Here is a 16,239-nt window from a genome sequence, read left to right on the forward strand (position 1 = left end):
ACGCCCACCGCTGGGTCAACAGACGTGAGTCGGGCAGACTCAACTCTTATCCGTTCCTTACACGCAATGGCCAGCTGAACTGCGATTCTTCAGGACCGGCGGCCTGACGAACCGGAAAACTCGCTCGCCGAGGGGATGACCGGGGGGACGGTCCGGGGGAGGTGCGCACCCCGGTCGCGGGACGCGAGGGCGGCACCCGGCGGCTCCCTCGGACGGCGGTGTCCGGGCCCGTCCGCCGCGGCTCGTACACCCGCACGCGCAGCAGCCCCAGCACCACGGTGACCGAGGCGCCCGCCACCCACAGCACGGCCGTCTCCCCCACCCGGCCGATGTGCACGAGCACTCCCACGACCACCCCGCAGAAGGCGCCCACACCGAGCAGCACGGCCACGCCCTGGGGCGTGGCCCCCAGCCGTCGCAGCCGGTGGGCGAGGTGGTCGGGCCCACCGCGCAAGGGGGGCCGCCCGGCCAGCAGGCGCGACAGCAGGACGAGGACGGCGTCGGCGCTCACCAGCGCGGTCAGCGCGAACAGCACCCCCGCACCCGCACCGGGCGCCTGGCCCGCCCGGGTGAACACCGCCGATCCGGCGAGCAGGAAGCCGGCGAAGAGCGACCCGGAGGCCCCGAACGCGATCCGGGCGGGATGCCAGTTGTGCAGCAGGAACCCGGCCAGCGCGGCGGCCAGCGCGCTCAGCAGCACCGCGAGCCCGTCCATCAGCTCCGCCGCCGCACAGACGCCGATGCCGAAGGCGGTCACGACCCCCACCGCACCGGCCAGTCCGTCGGCGTGGTCCAGCCCCCGGAAGGCCATGGCGACCAGCGCGATCCAGGCCACCGCCAGCGCCCCGGCCAGCGGCCCGGTCCCGTCGTAGGGCACCACGCACGCCGCCGCGACGGCCGTGCCGGCCAGCAGCCACCGTCGCCGCAGCCGCCAGAGGTCGGCGGCGAGGCCCAGCGCCCCGACGGCGCAGCCGGCGACGAGCAGGCGCACCACGCCCGTGCCGAGCGGCACGACGCCCGCCCATTGAGAGGCGCCCGCGACCAGGCCGGTGACGAGGACGACGGCCACGCCGCCGAGCAGGGGCACCGGTCGCGCACGGCGCCGGTCGACCAGGGCCAGACGCAGGGCTGGGACCCTCAGCAGCGCGGTGAGCAGGGCGGCGAGGAGAAAAGACGCGGTGGCGGCAGTGATCCCGTAGAGCACGGACATAAACTAAGCCGAATATCACGATGTGCGACGAATGTCCTGTCCAGTCCGGCGTGGCGGGGACGGGCGACGGCTCCCGAGCGGTCAGGGTTGCCTCAGCGACGCAGATCACCGCGGTGCTGACTACAGTGCGGCTGGAGATGCGGGTAGTCTCAGACGGACTGCATAAGTTACCGCTTAGTAATGTCGGGGTAGGTGAAGAACCCCGCCCCACCCCCTCGCAGGCCCGAGGAGCCCCCAAATGCAACTCGCCGCGATCGTCGTGTCGCTGGTTCTGATTGTGGTCGGCGTGGCCCTGTTCGCCCGCGCCGTTCTGCAGATCGTCAACTACATGCGGCTCGGCCAGAGCGTGCCCGCGGGCACGCGCACCGACGCACCCGGACAGCGCACCCTCACCGTGGTCAGGGAGTTCCTCGGCCACACCCGGATGAACCGCTGGGGCGTCGTCGGCGTCGCGCACTGGTTCGTGGCGGTGGGCTTCTTCTCGCTGCTGCTGACGATCGTCAACGCCATCGGGCAGCTGTTCCAGGCCGACTGGCTCCTGCCGGTGATCGGTGAATGGGCGCCGTACAACGTCTTCGTCGAGTTCATCGGCACGATGACGGTGCTCGGCATCCTGGCCCTGATCGTCATCCGGCAACTGAGCCACCCGAGGAAGCCGGGCCGCAAGTCCCGCTTCGCGGGGTCCAACTTCGGCCAGGCGTACTTCGTCGAGGCCGTCATCCTCATCGTCGGCGTCTGCATCTTCATGCTGCACGCGCTCGAAGGCGCCCAGCACCACGTGGACGGCTACGAGGCCTCGTTCTTCATCTCGTACCCGGTGGTGTCGTGGCTGGAGGGCCTGGACGTCTCCACGCTCCAGAACCTCACCTACTTCTTCGCGGGCCTGAAGATCGCGACCTCCTTCATCTGGATGATCACGGTCGCCCTGAAGACCGACATGGGTGTGGCCTGGCACCGCTTCCTCGCCTTCCCGAACATCTGGTTCAAGCGCGACGCCAAGGGCGGCACCGCCCTCGGCCCGCTGCTGCCGATGACCTCGGGCGGCAAGCCGATCGACTTCACCGACCCGGGCGACGACGACGTCTTCGGCGTCTCCCAGGTCGAGCAGTTCTCGTGGAAGGGCCTGCTGGACTTCTCCACCTGCACCGAGTGCGGCCGCTGCCAGTCGCAGTGCCCCGCCTGGAACACCGGCAAGCCGCTCTCCCCCAAGCTCCTGATCATGTCCCTGCGCGACCACGCGCACGCCAAGGCCCCCTATCTGCTGGCCGGCGGCGGCAAGACGATGGAGGGCGAGGAGAAGGCCTCCGAGGAGCAGCTCAAGGACGTCCCCGCGGCGGCGCTGGCCGAGGCCGAGCGCCCGCTGATCGGCACGGCCGAGGAGAACGGCGTCATCGACCCGGACGTCCTGTGGTCCTGCACCACCTGCGGCGCCTGCGTCGAGCAGTGCCCGGTCGACATCGAGCACGTCGACCACATCGTCGACATGCGCCGCTACCAGGTGATGATCGAGTCCGCGTTCCCGTCCGAGGCGGGCACGATGCTCAAGAACCTGGAGAAGAAGGGCAACCCCTGGGGCCTGGCCAAGAAGCAGCGCCTGGAGTGGACCAAGGAGGTCGACTTCGAGGTCCCGGTCGTCGGCAAGGACATCGAGGACCTCACCGAGGTCGAGTACCTGTACTGGGTCGGCTGCGCCGGCGCCCTCGAGGACCGCGCCAAGAAGACCACCAAGGCCTTCGCGGAGCTGCTGCACATGGCGGGCGTGAAGTTCGCGATCATGGGTGGCGACGAGAAGTGCACCGGTGACTCCGCCCGCCGCCTCGGCAACGAGCCCCTGTTCCAGGAGCTCGGCATGGAGAACGTCATGTCCCTCAACGCCGCCTTCGGCGAGGAGATGGACGAGGACGGCAAGGTCGTGCCCGAGTCGGCGAAGCCCAAGTCGGCCAAGAAGATCGTCGCGACCTGCCCGCACTGCCTCAACACCCTCGGCAACGAGTACCCGCAGCTCGGCGGCGACTACGAGGTCATCCACCACACCCAGCTGCTCCAGCACCTGGTGGACGAGGGCAAGCTGGTCCCGGTGACCCCGGTCGAGGGCATCATCACCTACCACGACCCGTGCTACCTGGGCCGGCACAACAAGATCTACACCCCTCCGCGCGAGATCATCGCCGCCGTCCCGGGCGTCCGCAACGAGGAGATGCACCGCCACAAGGAGCGCGGCTTCTGCTGCGGCGCCGGCGGCGCGCGGATGTGGATGGAGGAGCGGATCGGCAAGCGCATCAACAACGAGCGCGTCGACGAGGCCCTCTCCGTCAACCCGGACATCGTCTCCACCGCCTGCCCGTTCTGCCTCGTCATGCTGACCGACTCGGTCAACGGCAAGAAGAACGACGGCAAGGCCAAGGAGTCGATCCAGGTCGTCGACGTCGCCCAGCTTCTGCTGGACTCCGTCAGGACCCCGGCCGACCCGGCCGGCGAGGCCGAGCAGGAGACCGAGCCGACGCCCGAGCCGGTGAAGTAGCCCCACGGCCACGACAGACCGGCCGACGCCCCCGGGTCCACCAGGACCCGGGGGCGTCGCCGTTCCCGGGCTGTCGCCGTTGGTCGAACACGTGCATCATGACCGGGGTGTTGTTCGGTGATGGGTGATGCGGACGAGGTGAACGGTGCACGTGCGAAGAAGCGCGCGGCGGGCGACCACAGGTGCGGTGGCCCTCGGCTCCCTGCTGCTGCTCGTCGCCTGCGGCCACGGCCCGTCGCACACCCCGGGCGCCGACGGAGCCACGGCCACCGGGCACGCCCCCGTCCGCGCGGCCCAGGCCCCGGCCGTGCTGCCCGTCCCGCACGGCAAGGGCAGCAGGACCGCCGACGACTTCAACGGCGACGGCCACCGCGACCTCGTCCTGAACGACCTCGTCAAGGCCGAGAGCCACGCCGACGACGCCGGCATCGGCATCGTCTACGGCTCGTCGCACGGACTCGTGCCGGGCGCCCGGCAACTGCTCTCCCCGGCCACGCACGCGGCCCGTGTGCAGGGCCAGTTGCCGGCCGTCTTCGAGGCGGAGGCCGGCTGCGACCTCGACGGCGACGGCTTCACCGACCTCGTCGTCACCACCGACCCGCCCTACGACGGCCAGGGCCGCCCCCCGGTGCCCCTCCAGCTCCTCTTCGGCTCCCCGGACGGCTTCACCGGCCGCGCGGTGGTCCTGACCGTGCCCGGCCGGGCCCGGCTCGGCAACGACTGGCCGGACCGGCCGGTCTGCGGCGACTTCGACGGCGACGGCGCCCAGGACCTGGTCCTGCACGCGTCGGCCGGCCACCTCAGCTTTCTGCGCGGCCCCTTCACCCGCGAGGGCGCCCCGCACGCGGCCGGCGCCCCGCTCGCCTCGCCGGGCGAGGCCCCCACGGGCCCCTCCGCCGACGTGAACCGCGACGGCTACGACGACCTGGTCGTCCGCACCTCGGCGGGTACCGGCACCGCCGCCGTCGTCCTCGGCGGCCCGGCCGGCCCCGCCCGCACCGGCGCCACCCTGCCCTCCGGCGTCGACGTGGCCCTCGGCGCCTTCGGCCGGGGCGCGTCCCTCGACGCGGCCGTGGGGGCCATGACCGGCACGGCCCTGCGCTACGACCTCCCCGCCGCCGCCCACGGCACCCTGGACGCCCCCGGTTCGGTGCTCGACGTCGCCGACTTCGACGGCGACGGCCTCAGCGAGCTGGTCACCAGCGGCACCCGTGTCCGCGTCCTGCCGGGCCGCGAGGCGGGCCCCACCATCCGGGGCGCGGTCACCGTGACGCCCGCCGCCCGGGGCACCGCACGGGTCCTGACCGTCGGCGACTTCGACGGCGACGGCCGCGCGGACCTGGTGGTGCGGACGTACGAGGGGGACACCGAGGACTCCGTCGAGGTCCACCGCGGGGCGGCCGAGGGACTGGTGACGGAGCGGGCCGCGGTCACGTTCTCGACCTCGGAGTTCCTCAGCCCGTAGGGGCCGTGCGGCGACGGCCGAGGTGACGCGCAGGGAGCCCTCGGGGCCGCCTCGGGGGCCTCCCGTAGGGGATGTCACAGCTCGGCCGCAAAGGACCCCTCGAAAGCCCGGCCCCCGCACGTCACTCTCCGGGACCAGGTACGTTCGAAGGCGTGGCTGGATTCAGGATCGGACGCGGCCGGGACAACGGCGCTCCTCACGCGCGACCGCAACACCCTCCGTACGGGCAGCAGACGCCGCAGGGACCGTCGTACGGCGCTCCCGCGGCGCCTCGGCAGCCGTACCCGCAGCAGCCGTACGGGCCCGGCGGACCCGGCGGCGGGCAGTGGCCGCAGCCGGGCGGCGGCCACGGGGAGCCGGAGTACTTCGGCGACGGCGGCCACCCGCACGGCGGACAGCCCCCGTACGACCCGTACGCGGCCAACAACCCTGGCCACACCCAGGCGTTCGCGATCGGCGAGGACCCCTACACCCAGGGCGAGACCTACCGCGCCGGCTCGGCGGCACCGCCCCCCGGCCCGGTCGGCCCGCGCCTGCACTGGAAGGCCCTGCTGAAGGGCATCGTCGCCGCCCCCAACCAGACCTTCCTCCAGATGCGGGACTACACGATGTGGGGCCCCGCCCTCGTCGTGACCTTCCTCTACGGTCTGCTGGCGGTCTTCGGCTTCGACGGCGCCCGCCAGGACGCCATCAACGCGACCCTGTCGAACGCGGTCCCGATCGTCCTGACCACGGCCGTCGCGATGGTGCTGAGCGCCTTCGTGCTGGGCGTGGTCACCCACACCCTGGCCCGCCAGCTCGGCGGCGACGGCGCCTGGCAGCCCACCGTCGGCCTGTCCATGCTGATCATGTCGATCACGGACGCGCCCCGGCTGGTCGTCGCGATGTTCGCCGGCGGCGACGCGCCCTTCGTGCAGATCCTGGGCTGGGTGACATGGGTCGCGGCCGGCGCCCTGCTGACCTCGATGGTCAGCCGCTCCCACGACCTGCCCTGGCCGAAGGCGCTCGGCGCGTCCGCGATCCAGCTGATCGCGCTGCTGTCGATCGTCAAGCTGGGCACGTTCTGAGCCCACCGCGTGGAAGGGCCCCCGGCGCCTGGCGCCGGGGGCCCTTCCCATGTATCGGACGCGTGTCCGGACGGCTCAGGCGTCGAGCACCTGACCGTCGCGCCGCACGACGGGCGGCTGAACGCTCCACGGGAAGTTGATCCAGTCGTCGGTGCGCTTCCACACGTACTCGCACTGGACGAGCGAGTGGGACTTCTCATAGATCACCGCGCTGCGCACCTCGGCGACCGTGTCGAGGCAGAAGTCCCGCACCAGCTTGAGCGTCTTGCCGGTGTCGGCGACGTCGTCGGTGATGAGGACCTTCTTGCGGGAGAAGTCGATGACGTTGGGCACGGGCGCGAGCATGACCGGCATCTCGAGCGTGGTGCCGACCCCGGTGTAGAACTCGACGTTCACCAGGTGGATGTTCTTGCAGTCCAGCGCGTACGCCAGCCCGCCGGCCACGAAGACCCCGCCGCGGGCGATGGAGAGCACTATGTCCGGCTCGTACCCGTCGTCGGCGACCGCCTGCGCGAGCTCGCGGACGGCGACGCCGAACTGCTCGTAGGTCAGGTTCTCCCGTACTTCACTCATGCGCGCGTCCTGCTCATACCTGGGTCCGATGGAAGTTGATGAAGGACCGGGAGGCGGTCGGCCCCCGCTGCCCCTGGTACCGCGACCCGTACCGCTCGCTGCCGTACGGATGCTCGGCCGGCGAGGTGAGCCGGAACATGCAGAGCTGCCCGATCTTCATCCCGGGCCACAGCTTGATCGGCAGGGTCGCGAGATTGCTGAGTTCGAGCGTCACGTGCCCGGAGAACCCGGGGTCGATGAACCCGGCGGTGGAGTGCGTGACCAGCCCGAGCCGCCCGAGCGAGCTCTTCCCCTCCAGCCGGGAGGCCAGGTCGTCGGGCAGCGAGACGACCTCGTACGTGCTGGCCAGCACGAACTCGCCCGGGTGCAGGATGAACGGCTCGTCCCCCTCCGGCTCCACGAGCCGGGTCAGATCGGCCTGCTCGACGGAGGGGTCGATGTGCGGGTACCGGTGATTCTCGAACACCCGGAAGTAGCGGTCGAGGCGCACGTCGATGCTCGACGGCTGCACCATGGAGTCGTCGAAGGGATCGATACGCACCCGCCCGGAATCGATCTCGGCCCGGATGTCCTTGTCTGAGAGAAGCACGCACCGAGGATACGCAAGGCGCGCGGAGCAGCGACAACCGCCGCCGCGCCGCGCGCCCGGTACTGCTCGGGTCCCCGTGCCCGGAGGCCGGCTACCGCTTCTCCGACACCACCGGCACGGCACTCCGCAGCCGCGCGCACCGCGGACATCGGACGAGCCGGCCGGGCCCGAGCCGCTCGGCCTGCTGCATCGGGAACGAGGCGGCGGTGAACACGTGCCCATCGGCACAGCGGAGGACGGTGTGATCCATCAAGTCCTTCAAGTCCCTTCCCCAAGAGCCGCGTCTGGCGAACTACCCTGACGACGAAAGCCACATTACGGGATCAAAGAGACGACTCTCCAGGCGGCACTCCGCCCTCCCGGGCACCCTCGGGAACGCCCCCACGGTACGCCCCAACTCCGGCCCTCCGCAGCCGCTTCCTCCCCCTGAAGCGCCCTCAGGCCCCACGGCGGAAACACCGGGGGCCGACGATGAGGTATGGTGAGCGAGCGTCCAGCGACTCCGGTCGGCGGATTACGCGGGTGTAGTTTAATGGTAGAACATCAGCTTCCCAAGCTGAGAGCGCGAGTTCGATTCTCGTCACCCGCTCCATGAAGAAGGCCCAGGTCATCGACCCGGGCCTTTGCGCTGTGTGCAGGGCCGTGGTCGTGCCGCATCTCAGTTCAGCGACTGGGCCACGTCCGGACTGCCGGAGACTGATGCGGAGTATGCCTGCGGGGCCACCCTCCACGGTTTCGAGGTCTCGCCGCAGGGCTCCCAGGCGACCGGCCGCTGCCGGCGGTTCGGCGAACTGACGCCAGGCGTAAGGGCACCGGTCTGCGAGACGCGGCCGAGCCAGGCGGGTGCCTCGTCCGTGCGACCCGCGATGCGGAGCGGCTCGGCCACGGCGGACCGTTGGTCCGGGTCGCCCTCCTCGCCTCGGTGATCCGCGCACGACGTCAGCCAGTCGAAGGTCTCGTCCGGCCCCACGGCTGCCGTCATCAGGCGAGCGATCTGCGGGATGACCTGGGATCACCTCGTTCCGCACGCCGGTACCAGGCGAGGACCTCCGACGGTCTCCCCCAGTCGCTCGTGCAGGGCTGTGCAGCGGAAGAAGGCAGAACGGACAGTGGCGGTATCCCTTGGGCAGAGCACGCGTTGATCCGGCACCTGGCCATGGACGCCCTCCTTCGAAGCCGATCGGGGCAGCAGCCACGCCAGGACGGTGAGGCCGCTGTCACCGCGCTCCCGCATCAGGGCGGCCGTCTCCACGGCTGGGAGGCGACCTAGGTCTCCGTGCCGCCCCGGCGCGTGGGAGTCAGTACGCTGAGTGCAGCGGGATCGGGCCCGCCGCACAGTGTCCGGGAGGCGTGTCATGACTGCCGAGATGGTGGCCCCGGCGTGGATGCACCAGCAGATCACGGCCGAGGAGTACGAGTCGTGGTCCGAGGAGCAGTGCGCCGGCATCGAGATCGTGGACGGAATGGTCGTCGTGAGCCCCAGCGCCTCCAAGCGACACAATCGGCTGGCCCGGCTCCTGGCGAACGCCCTGGACGCCGCAGCCGGCCCCGACTGGAACGCCGACACGGATTTCGACGTCCGGCTTCAGGACGTCCCGCTGACCAATCGCCGCCCCGACGTCATCGTCTACCGTGCGGACACGATCGACATCACGCCCACCCGTCCGGAGCACGTACTGCTCGTGGCCGAGGTGGTGTCGCCGGGCTCGGAGACCACCGATCGGATCGTGAAGGTGGACCAGTACGCCAAGGCCGGGATCGGCTTCTACTGGCGGATCGAGCAGGCCGCGACGGGCACACCGCTGGTGTATACGTACCTGCTCGATCCCGCGACGAGGACGTACCGCGAAGGGGACGTGTTCGCCGGCGCCCTGAAGATCACCGCTCCCTTCGCAGCGGAGATCGACCTCGGCCGGATCTGAACCGGTCGCAGGGCAGTCAGAGGGGCTGCTCAGGCCTGCAGTGTGCGCCCGGAAGACTTTTGCGGACGTGCGAAAGCTACCGAGGCTCCCTCGGGCCGGCAGAGCCCGGAGGCGTAGAACCCGCGCGCGCGAGGGCGACCACCCGAGCGCCGTCGCTTCCCAAGCTGAGAGCGCGAGTTCGATTCTCGTCACCCGCTCCACGAAGAAGGCCCAGGTCATCGACCCGGGCCTTCTGCTGTGCGGATTCGCGCCACGGGCGCCACGGGCCTTACCGAACACCGCGGTCGAGCACGTCGGCGACCTCCCGTTGCCTCGGGGTTGAAAATCACTGTCCCATGATCGGATCACGGTGATAGAGAGTCCACGTGACGACGACACTTGCGTTCCCCGTTCTGTTGCGACTGATCGACGAACGGTCGAGCGCCTTCCGCGCCGCGGTCGCCTCCGCGCCCACCCTCGACATGCGGGTGCCGACCTGCCCGGAGTGGACGCTGTTCGATCTGGCGGAGCACATCGGCGAGGGGCGCCGCTCCTGGGCCGCCACCGTCGCCGCAGGGCCCGCTCCGGCCAAGTCCGCAGCGGAGGGCGCCCCGGCCGCACCCCGGGAGCGCGAGGCCCTGTCGGCCTGGTTGGCGGAGTCCACGGAGCAACTGCTGGACGCACTGCGGGAGGCCGGCCCGGATCGCGGTTGCTGGACATGGTGGGGGGCGTCCCAGTCGCCGCAGACCTGTGGCGCCGTCGCCCGGCACCAGCTCCAGCAGCTCGCGGTGCACACCTACGACGCCCAGGTCACCGTGGGTGCCCCGCAGCCGCTGCCGGACGATGTGGCACTCGACGGTGTCGAGGAGTTCCTGCACACCTGCGTCGCAACGACGGGTGCCTGGCCGCACAAGCCCACTGCCTTCGACTTCCACGCCACCGAGGGCCGCTCCTGGCGCCTCACGGTCGACGGCGACGGCGCTCGCTCCGCCCGTATCCCCGCGCCCGGCACGACGCCTGTCGCCGCTGCCGACGGGGGCCCGGACGCGGCCGGCGTCTCCGTCCGCGGCACGGCCAGTGAGCTGGTTCTCTTCGTGTACGACCGGATCCCGGCGGACTCCCTGCAGGTCGAGGGAGACGCGGGCTTGTTCGACCTGCTCCGCGCGTGGGAGCCGGAGGAGTAGGGGAAGCACGGGGAGCTGGGGAGAGGAGTTCGCCGGCCGGCTCACCGAGCTAAGGGGGCGAGTTCGATTCCCGTCACCCGCTCCGCGAAGAAGGCCCGGATCATCGATCCGGGCCTTGTACGCCGTTCGCCGCTGTCTACTGAGCCTGCCCGCTGCCGAAGACCTCCTTGAGGAGCTCTTGCGTCGTCTTCTGGAACGCCGCGGCCATGGACAGTGCGGTGTCGTCGACGTGGTTCAGCGCGGCGGTCAGGGTCTTGCTGCCGTCGGGCGTGCTGTCCATCAGTGCCGCGTGGCCCGCCATGCCGCCGTTGTGGGTGATGACGGTGCCGCCGCCTTCGCCCGCGTCCTGCACGAACAACGCCCAGGCCGTAGCCGGCCTTGGGATGCGGCTTGCACATCTCGGCCAGCAGCGGGGCCGGCAGGAGCTTGCCGCCCATCAGCGCGGAGATGAACGTGTGGAGGTCCTGGGTCGTGGAGATCACGTCTCCGCCGGTGGAGATCCAGGAGGGGTTCTGGCGGGTGACGTCGACCGTCTTCGGCTCGCCGGCGTCTTCGTACCGGTAGTAGGCGTGGGTGTGCGGTTCGGGGATCTCCGGGCCGGTGTCCGGCACCACGGTGCCCGACAGTCCGAGCGGTCCCCCTTCGGAATCTTGGAGACACCACGGACCACGAAGGAGACCGCAATGCCGGGAGGCAGGCTCACCCAGCAGGAACGCCGGCAGATCGCGCTGGGGCTGGCCGACGGACTCGCCTACGCGGAGATCGCCAGGCGCCTGGAGCGCCCGACCTCGACGGTCACCCGCGAGGTGATGCGCAACGGCGGCCCCACCGCCTACCGCGCCGACCTCGCCCACCGCGCCACCGAACACCGCGCCCACCGCCGCAGGAAGGCCACCTCCCGGAACCCCGGCACGCCCCCGCAGGCCCACGGACGCGACGCCGAAGCCGTACGCGAGTACGAGGAGTTGTTCACCACGGTCTTCATGCAATCGGGCCTGCCCAGGATGACGGCCCGGGTGCTGGCCGGCCTCTGCACCACCGACGCCGGCAGCCTCACCGCCTCCGAACTCGCCGAGAACCTCCGGATCAGCCCGGCATCCGTCTCCAAGGCGGTCGCGTTCCTCGAGAGCCAGGGCCTCATCCGCCGGGAACGCGACGAACGCCGCCGCGAGCGCTACGTCGTCGACGACGACGTCATGTACTAGTCCACGATGGCCGGCGCCCGCTCCATCGCTCACCTCGGCGAGGTCGCCCGGCAGGGCGTCGGCGTCCTCGGCTCCGGCACCCCCGCCGCCGCCCGCCTGGAGAACATCGCCCGCTTCGTCGACTTCGTCTCCCTAAGCCCGTAACGACCTCGGACAGCACTGCCTGACCGCCTTCAGGTCCGGCCGGCCGGCTGAAGCGGCCCAGCAGCGCATCTGCGGCGGACGCGTCGCACTCGACCCGCGGGTCTTCGTCACCGACCCGGCGCTCCGGCATCGAGTGACAGGGGATTCCCGCAGCCGACTCGTAGCAGGGCAGCCTCACAGTCTCACCGCTCGCCACCTCTCCCCTGGACGGCGTAACCCCTCGGAAGCACCGTAGTGATCAGCTCTCGTCGCGGTACCGCACACCCGGCACCCGAGTTTTAACGGGAACCTGACGCGGCCGGCCGATTCATCCGCGGGCCCATGGGTCACTCTCTGCCTACGCTGACCAGGCCGTCCGTGTGATGGCCGGGCCCCAGCCTCACGTCAGGCAGCCGCACGTCAAGAGAGAACGCACCGATGGCCAGCACCGAGCACCCGCCGCCCCGCCGCCTGCGGGCATGGATGCTGGAGGGCCTGTCCGACATGGGCAGGGACGGCGGTCTTCAGGGGCCGCACGCCCAGCCCGAACCGCCGCACAAGGGCCGGCCCTGGTACCGGGTGATGTGCCTGACCGGCGTCGACTACTTCTCCACGCTCGGCTACCAGCCGGGCATCGCCGCCCTCGCCGCGGGCCTGCTCTCTCCGGTCGCCACCGTCGTGCTGGTCATCGTCACCCTGGCGGGTGCCCTGCCGGTCTACCGGCGAGTGGCCGAGGAGAGCCCGCACGGGCAGGGCTCGATCGCGATGCTGGAGCGGCTGCTGACCTTCTGGAAGGGCAAGCTGTTCGTCCTCACCCTGCTCGGCTTCGCCGCGACCGACTTCCTCATCACCATCACCCTGTCGGCGGCGGACGCCTCCACCCACCTGGTGGAGAACCCCCACCTCGCCGATGCCCTGCACGACAAGCAACTGATCATCACCCTGATTCTGATCGCGCTGCTCGGCGCGGTCTTCCTCAAGGGCTTCCTGGAGGCGATCGGGGTCGCCGTGGTCCTGGTGGGGACCTATCTCGCGCTCAATGTCGTGGTCGTCGTCTCGGGCCTGTGGCATGTCGCCACCGAAGGGCACGTCGTCACCGACTGGTCCAGCGCCCTGACCGCCGAGCACGGCAACGTCTTCGTCATGATCGGCGTGGCACTGATCGTCTTCCCCAAGCTCGCGCTGGGCCTGTCGGGGTTCGAGACGGGCGTGGCCGTGATGCCGCATGTGCGGGGCGATGCGTCCGACACGGAGGAGAAGCCCACCGGCCGCATCCGGGACACGAAGAAGCTGCTCACCACGGCCGCCCTGATCATGAGTGCCTTCCTGATCACCACCAGCTTCATCACCACCGTGCTGATCCCGGAGAAGGAGTTCGAATCCGGCGGCGCGGCCAACGGGCGGGCCCTGGCATACCTGGCGCACGAGTACCTGGGGAACGGCTTCGGCACGGTCTACGACGTCTCGACCATCGCCATCCTCTGGTTCGCCGGCGCCTCGGCGATGGCCGGGCTGCTCAACCTGATGCCGCGCTACCTGCCCCGCTACGGCATGGCGCCCCATTGGGCCCGCGCCGTCCGCCCCATGGTCATCGTGTTCACGCTCGTCGGGTTCCTCGTCACCTGGATCTTCGACGCCGACGTGGACGCCCAGGGCGGTGCCTACGCCACGGGCGTCCTGGTACTGATCAGCTCGGCGGCCATCGCGGTGACCATCGCCGCCCACAAGGCCGGGCAGCGGGGCTGGACCATCGCCTTCGCCGTCATCTCCGCGGTCTTCCTCTACACCACCGTCCTCAACGTCGCCGAACGTCCGGACGGCGTCAAGATCGGTGCCTGCTTCATCGCGGCCATCGTCCTGGTTTCCTTCCTGTCCCGCCTCGCCCGCGCCTTCGAACTCCGCGTGACCGATGTCGCGCTGGACGAGACGGCGGAACGTTTCGTCAGGGACATCGCGAGCCGCAAGATCCGGTTCATCGCCAACGAGCCCGACAACCGGGACGCCACCGAGTACCGCGACAAGACCGAACAGATCCGCGCCGACAACGAGATCCCCTCCCACGAGGACTTCGTCTTCGTCGAGGTCACCGTCACCGACCCCTCGGAGTTCGAGGCCGGCCTGACCGTGCGCGGCGAGGTGATGCACGACCGCTACCGCGTCCTGACCCTGGAGAGCTCCTCGGTCTCCAACGCCCTGGCCGCCTTTCTCCTCCACGCCCGTGACCTCACCGGCCAGATCCCCCACATCTACTTCGAGTGGACCGAGGGCAACCCCTTCACCAACTTCCTCCGCTTCTTCCTCTTCGGCCAGGGAGAGGTCGCCCCGGTGACCCGAGAGGTCCTGCGCGAGGCCGAGCCCGACCGTTCCCGGCGTCCCCGGGTCCACGTCGGCTGAGGACGTCACTGCCGGACCGGACGGACGCGGGCCTCGGTATCGCCGACAGAGTTCAGATCCCCCGCCCCGACGACCTCCTTGTACGTCCTCCAGCTCCTCTTCCGCCGCGCCGAATTCCCTGTCCCCCTGCGACGGTTGCGTGGTCGACTGGGGCCGACATCGTCGCCGTCGGCCTCATCGGAGTCCCTCTTGTCCTTCCGCATCACTGCCCTCACCGACCCCGAGCGCACCGCGTCCGGCTATCGGCTCGCCTGGCTGGCCGGTGGGGACGGTGGGGATCCCCTCGGTTCCGCGTTTCTGCGGGTGTTCACCCGGGAGGGACAGGAGCACCTGGCCGAGCTGCAGGTGAACGTGCACACGGCGGAGCGGCGCCGGGGGGTCGGGTCGCGGCTCGTCGAGGCGGCGGTGACCGCCGCACGGGACGCCGGCCGGAGGGCGGTGGTGGCGCAGGCCGACGCGGGAACGCCGGGCGACCACTTCCTCGCCGCACACGGCTTCCGCAAGGTGCTGACACTGACGTACGCCCGGCTCGCGCTGGACGCGTGGGACAGCGGCAGGGCCGGCGAGATCGACGCGATCGTCGCGCGGCCGCATCCCGGCTACCGTCTCGTGTCCTGGCGCGGCACCGTCCCCGAGGAACTGGCCGAGACCTTCGCCGAGTCGCGCCGCGCCATGGACGACATGCCCATGGACGACACCGACTACGGGGTCGTGACCTGGGACGTCGAGCGGGTTCTGGCCGCCGCCGAGGCCGTCGCCGCCCGCGGGGAGCTGCTCACCACGGTGGCCGCCGTCCACGAGTCGGACGGCTCGGTCGTCGGCTTCTCGGAACTCGTCGTGCCGGGCGACGGCAAGGGCGACGGACTGCACTACGGCACCGGCGTACTGCCCGAGCACCGCGGCCACGGCCTCGGCCGCTGGATGAAGGCCGAGTCGATCCGTCTCGCCCGCGCCGACCACCCCGGCCTCGGCGGCCTGGTCACCGACACGGCGGACAGCAACACCCCCATGCGGGGCATCAACGACGCGCTGGGGTACGTCCCCACGCACCAGGCCCTGGAGTACCAGCTCGACCTGTGAGGCCGAGTTGTCCCTGAACTCCCCCGGGATTGTCCGTGATCGGTAACGGACGCATCCCGGGGCCCCCTTCCGTCGTCCTGCCAGGTGGACTCGAGGTGACCGAGGCGGACAACGGCGGGGAAGCGGGGCGGACATGGCACGGCACAGTGGCGGGCGGGGTTGGTACGGCAAGGTCGTCGGGGCGGCGCTCGGGGTGACGATGCTCGCCGTCGGTGCGTCGGTGTGGACCGCGCAGGCCGACTCCGTGGGCGGTTCGTCGTCGCCGGGGGCGTCCGCGCCGGCCACGCCGGGCGGTGAGGTGGAGCAGGTCGCCGTGACCATCGCGCACGCCTCGGACGCGGGGGCGCGCGGCGTCAACATCACCATCGACGACGGTCCCGACCCCGCGTGGACCCCTCAAGTCCTCGACCTTCTGCGGGAGTACGGGGTGAAGGCCACGTTCTGCGTGACGGGGACGCAGGCGCAGGCCCACCCGGGCCTCGTGAAGGACGTGGTCGCGGCGGGGCACCGGCTGTGCAACCACTCGGTCTCGCACGACACCGCGATGGACAAGAAGTCCGAGGCCTACCAGGCGAAGGAGATCCTCGACGCCGAGCGCATGATCATCGAGGCGTCCGGGGGCGTACGGCCGATGTACTACCGGGCACCGGGCGGCGCCTTCACCCCCTACAGCCGCAAGCTGGCCGCCTCCCACGGCATGCGCCCGCTGGGCTGGAACGTGGACACCAAGGACTTCGAGCGGCCGGGCACGGACGCCATCGTCGCCACCGTGCAGCGGGAGCTGCCCAACGGGCCGACGCTCCTCTTCCACGACGCGGGAGGCGACCGCTCCCAGACCGTCGAAGCCCTGCGCCGCGTCCTGCCCTGGCTCAAGGAGCAGGGCTACTCCTTCGGCTTCCCGGTGCGTTGAGCCCACGGCCGGCGGCT

At 70.8% G+C, this 16,239-nt stretch carries 14 protein-coding genes, 1 tRNA gene and 1 pseudogene; 11 read left to right on the forward strand and 5 right to left on the reverse strand.

Annotated elements, in window-relative coordinates; all coding sequences use genetic code 11:
• Positions 1 to 46: 46 nt before the first annotated feature.
• Positions 47 to 1,204 (reverse strand): MraY family glycosyltransferase, encoded by a 1,158-nt coding sequence (locus tag ACIRG6_RS17380; RefSeq protein WP_403323660.1) that lies wholly within the window; start codon positions 1,202 to 1,204, stop codon positions 47 to 49.
• Between the two features lie 244 nt (positions 1,205 to 1,448).
• Between ACIRG6_RS17380 and ACIRG6_RS17385 the strand changes: the two genes are divergently transcribed.
• The 3 genes from ACIRG6_RS17385 to ACIRG6_RS17395 all read left to right on the forward strand — a co-directional run bounded on the left by ACIRG6_RS17385 (position 1,449) and on the right by ACIRG6_RS17395 (position 6,263).
• Complete coding sequence (locus tag ACIRG6_RS17385) at positions 1,449 to 3,731, forward strand: (Fe-S)-binding protein (RefSeq protein ID WP_318213690.1); 2,283 nt, start codon at positions 1,449 to 1,451, stop codon at positions 3,729 to 3,731.
• A 145-nt stretch (positions 3,732 to 3,876) separates the two neighbouring features.
• A complete protein-coding gene (locus tag ACIRG6_RS17390; RefSeq protein WP_403323393.1) occupies positions 3,877 to 5,196 on the forward strand; it encodes an FG-GAP repeat domain-containing protein in 1,320 nt (439 codons plus the stop codon).
• 71 nt (positions 5,197 to 5,267) lie between these two features.
• Positions 5,268 to 6,263 (forward strand): Yip1 family protein, encoded by a 996-nt coding sequence (locus ACIRG6_RS17395; RefSeq protein ID WP_381692834.1) that lies wholly within the window; start codon positions 5,268 to 5,270, stop codon positions 6,261 to 6,263.
• A 75-nt stretch (positions 6,264 to 6,338) separates the two neighbouring features.
• Here the strand turns inward: ACIRG6_RS17395 and ACIRG6_RS17400 are convergent, their stop codons facing one another.
• On the reverse strand, positions 6,339 to 6,836 hold the full coding sequence (locus ACIRG6_RS17400) for a phosphoribosyltransferase (protein WP_189230044.1): 498 nt from the start codon (positions 6,834 to 6,836) through the stop codon (positions 6,339 to 6,341).
• Positions 6,837 to 6,849: 13 nt separating this feature from the next.
• A complete protein-coding gene (dcd, locus tag ACIRG6_RS17405) occupies positions 6,850 to 7,425 on the reverse strand; it encodes a dCTP deaminase (RefSeq protein WP_239765110.1) in 576 nt (191 codons plus the stop codon).
• 518 nt (positions 7,426 to 7,943) lie between these two features.
• Here dcd and ACIRG6_RS17410 point away from each other — a divergent pair.
• A tRNA-Gly gene (locus ACIRG6_RS17410) sits at positions 7,944 to 8,017 on the forward strand.
• Positions 8,018 to 8,083: 66 nt separating this feature from the next.
• On the opposite strand, the gene ACIRG6_RS17415 is transcribed toward ACIRG6_RS17410, so the two are convergent.
• Positions 8,084 to 8,407, reverse strand: a complete 324-nt coding sequence (locus ACIRG6_RS17415; RefSeq protein WP_403323397.1) for a hypothetical protein — start codon at positions 8,405 to 8,407, stop codon at positions 8,084 to 8,086.
• Positions 8,408 to 8,780: 373 nt separating this feature from the next.
• Between ACIRG6_RS17415 and ACIRG6_RS17420 the strand changes: the two genes are divergently transcribed.
• Positions 8,781 to 9,347 (forward strand): Uma2 family endonuclease, encoded by a 567-nt coding sequence (locus ACIRG6_RS17420; RefSeq protein ID WP_364683321.1) that lies wholly within the window; start codon positions 8,781 to 8,783, stop codon positions 9,345 to 9,347.
• Between the two features lie 365 nt (positions 9,348 to 9,712).
• The gene (locus ACIRG6_RS17425) at positions 9,713 to 10,510 is read left to right on the forward strand and encodes a maleylpyruvate isomerase family mycothiol-dependent enzyme (protein ID WP_364683323.1); all 798 of its coding nucleotides are present in this window, start codon (positions 9,713 to 9,715) and stop codon (positions 10,508 to 10,510) included.
• A gap of 136 nt (positions 10,511 to 10,646) precedes the next feature.
• On the opposite strand, the gene ACIRG6_RS17430 is transcribed toward ACIRG6_RS17425, so the two are convergent.
• A complete protein-coding gene (locus ACIRG6_RS17430) occupies positions 10,647 to 10,868 on the reverse strand; it encodes a hypothetical protein (RefSeq protein WP_403323402.1) in 222 nt (73 codons plus the stop codon).
• A gap of 68 nt (positions 10,869 to 10,936) precedes the next feature.
• Here ACIRG6_RS17430 and ACIRG6_RS17435 point away from each other — a divergent pair, with 68 nt between their 5' ends.
• The 5 genes and pseudogenes from ACIRG6_RS17435 (at position 10,937) to ACIRG6_RS17455 (ending at position 16,222) form a co-directional block, all read left to right on the forward strand.
• Entirely contained in the window at positions 10,937 to 11,074 is a 138-nt protein-coding gene (locus ACIRG6_RS17435) for a hypothetical protein (RefSeq protein WP_403323405.1), read from the forward strand.
• Between the two features lie 119 nt (positions 11,075 to 11,193).
• A pseudogene (locus tag ACIRG6_RS17440) lies at positions 11,194 to 11,859 on the forward strand (MarR family transcriptional regulator).
• Between the two features lie 417 nt (positions 11,860 to 12,276).
• Positions 12,277 to 14,232, forward strand: coding sequence for an APC family permease (locus ACIRG6_RS17445; protein WP_364683325.1), 1,956 nt, complete (start codon positions 12,277 to 12,279; stop codon positions 14,230 to 14,232).
• Between the two features lie 189 nt (positions 14,233 to 14,421).
• Positions 14,422 to 15,312, forward strand: a complete 891-nt coding sequence (locus tag ACIRG6_RS17450; RefSeq protein WP_403323408.1) for a GNAT family N-acetyltransferase — start codon at positions 14,422 to 14,424, stop codon at positions 15,310 to 15,312.
• A gap of 133 nt (positions 15,313 to 15,445) precedes the next feature.
• A complete protein-coding gene (locus tag ACIRG6_RS17455) occupies positions 15,446 to 16,222 on the forward strand; it encodes a polysaccharide deacetylase family protein (protein WP_364683329.1) in 777 nt (258 codons plus the stop codon).
• Positions 16,223 to 16,239 lie beyond the last annotated feature (17 nt).

The sequence above is a fragment of the Streptomyces flaveolus genome, assembly GCF_044765825.1.
GTDB lineage: Bacteria > Actinomycetota > Actinomycetes > Streptomycetales > Streptomycetaceae > Streptomyces > Streptomyces flaveolus.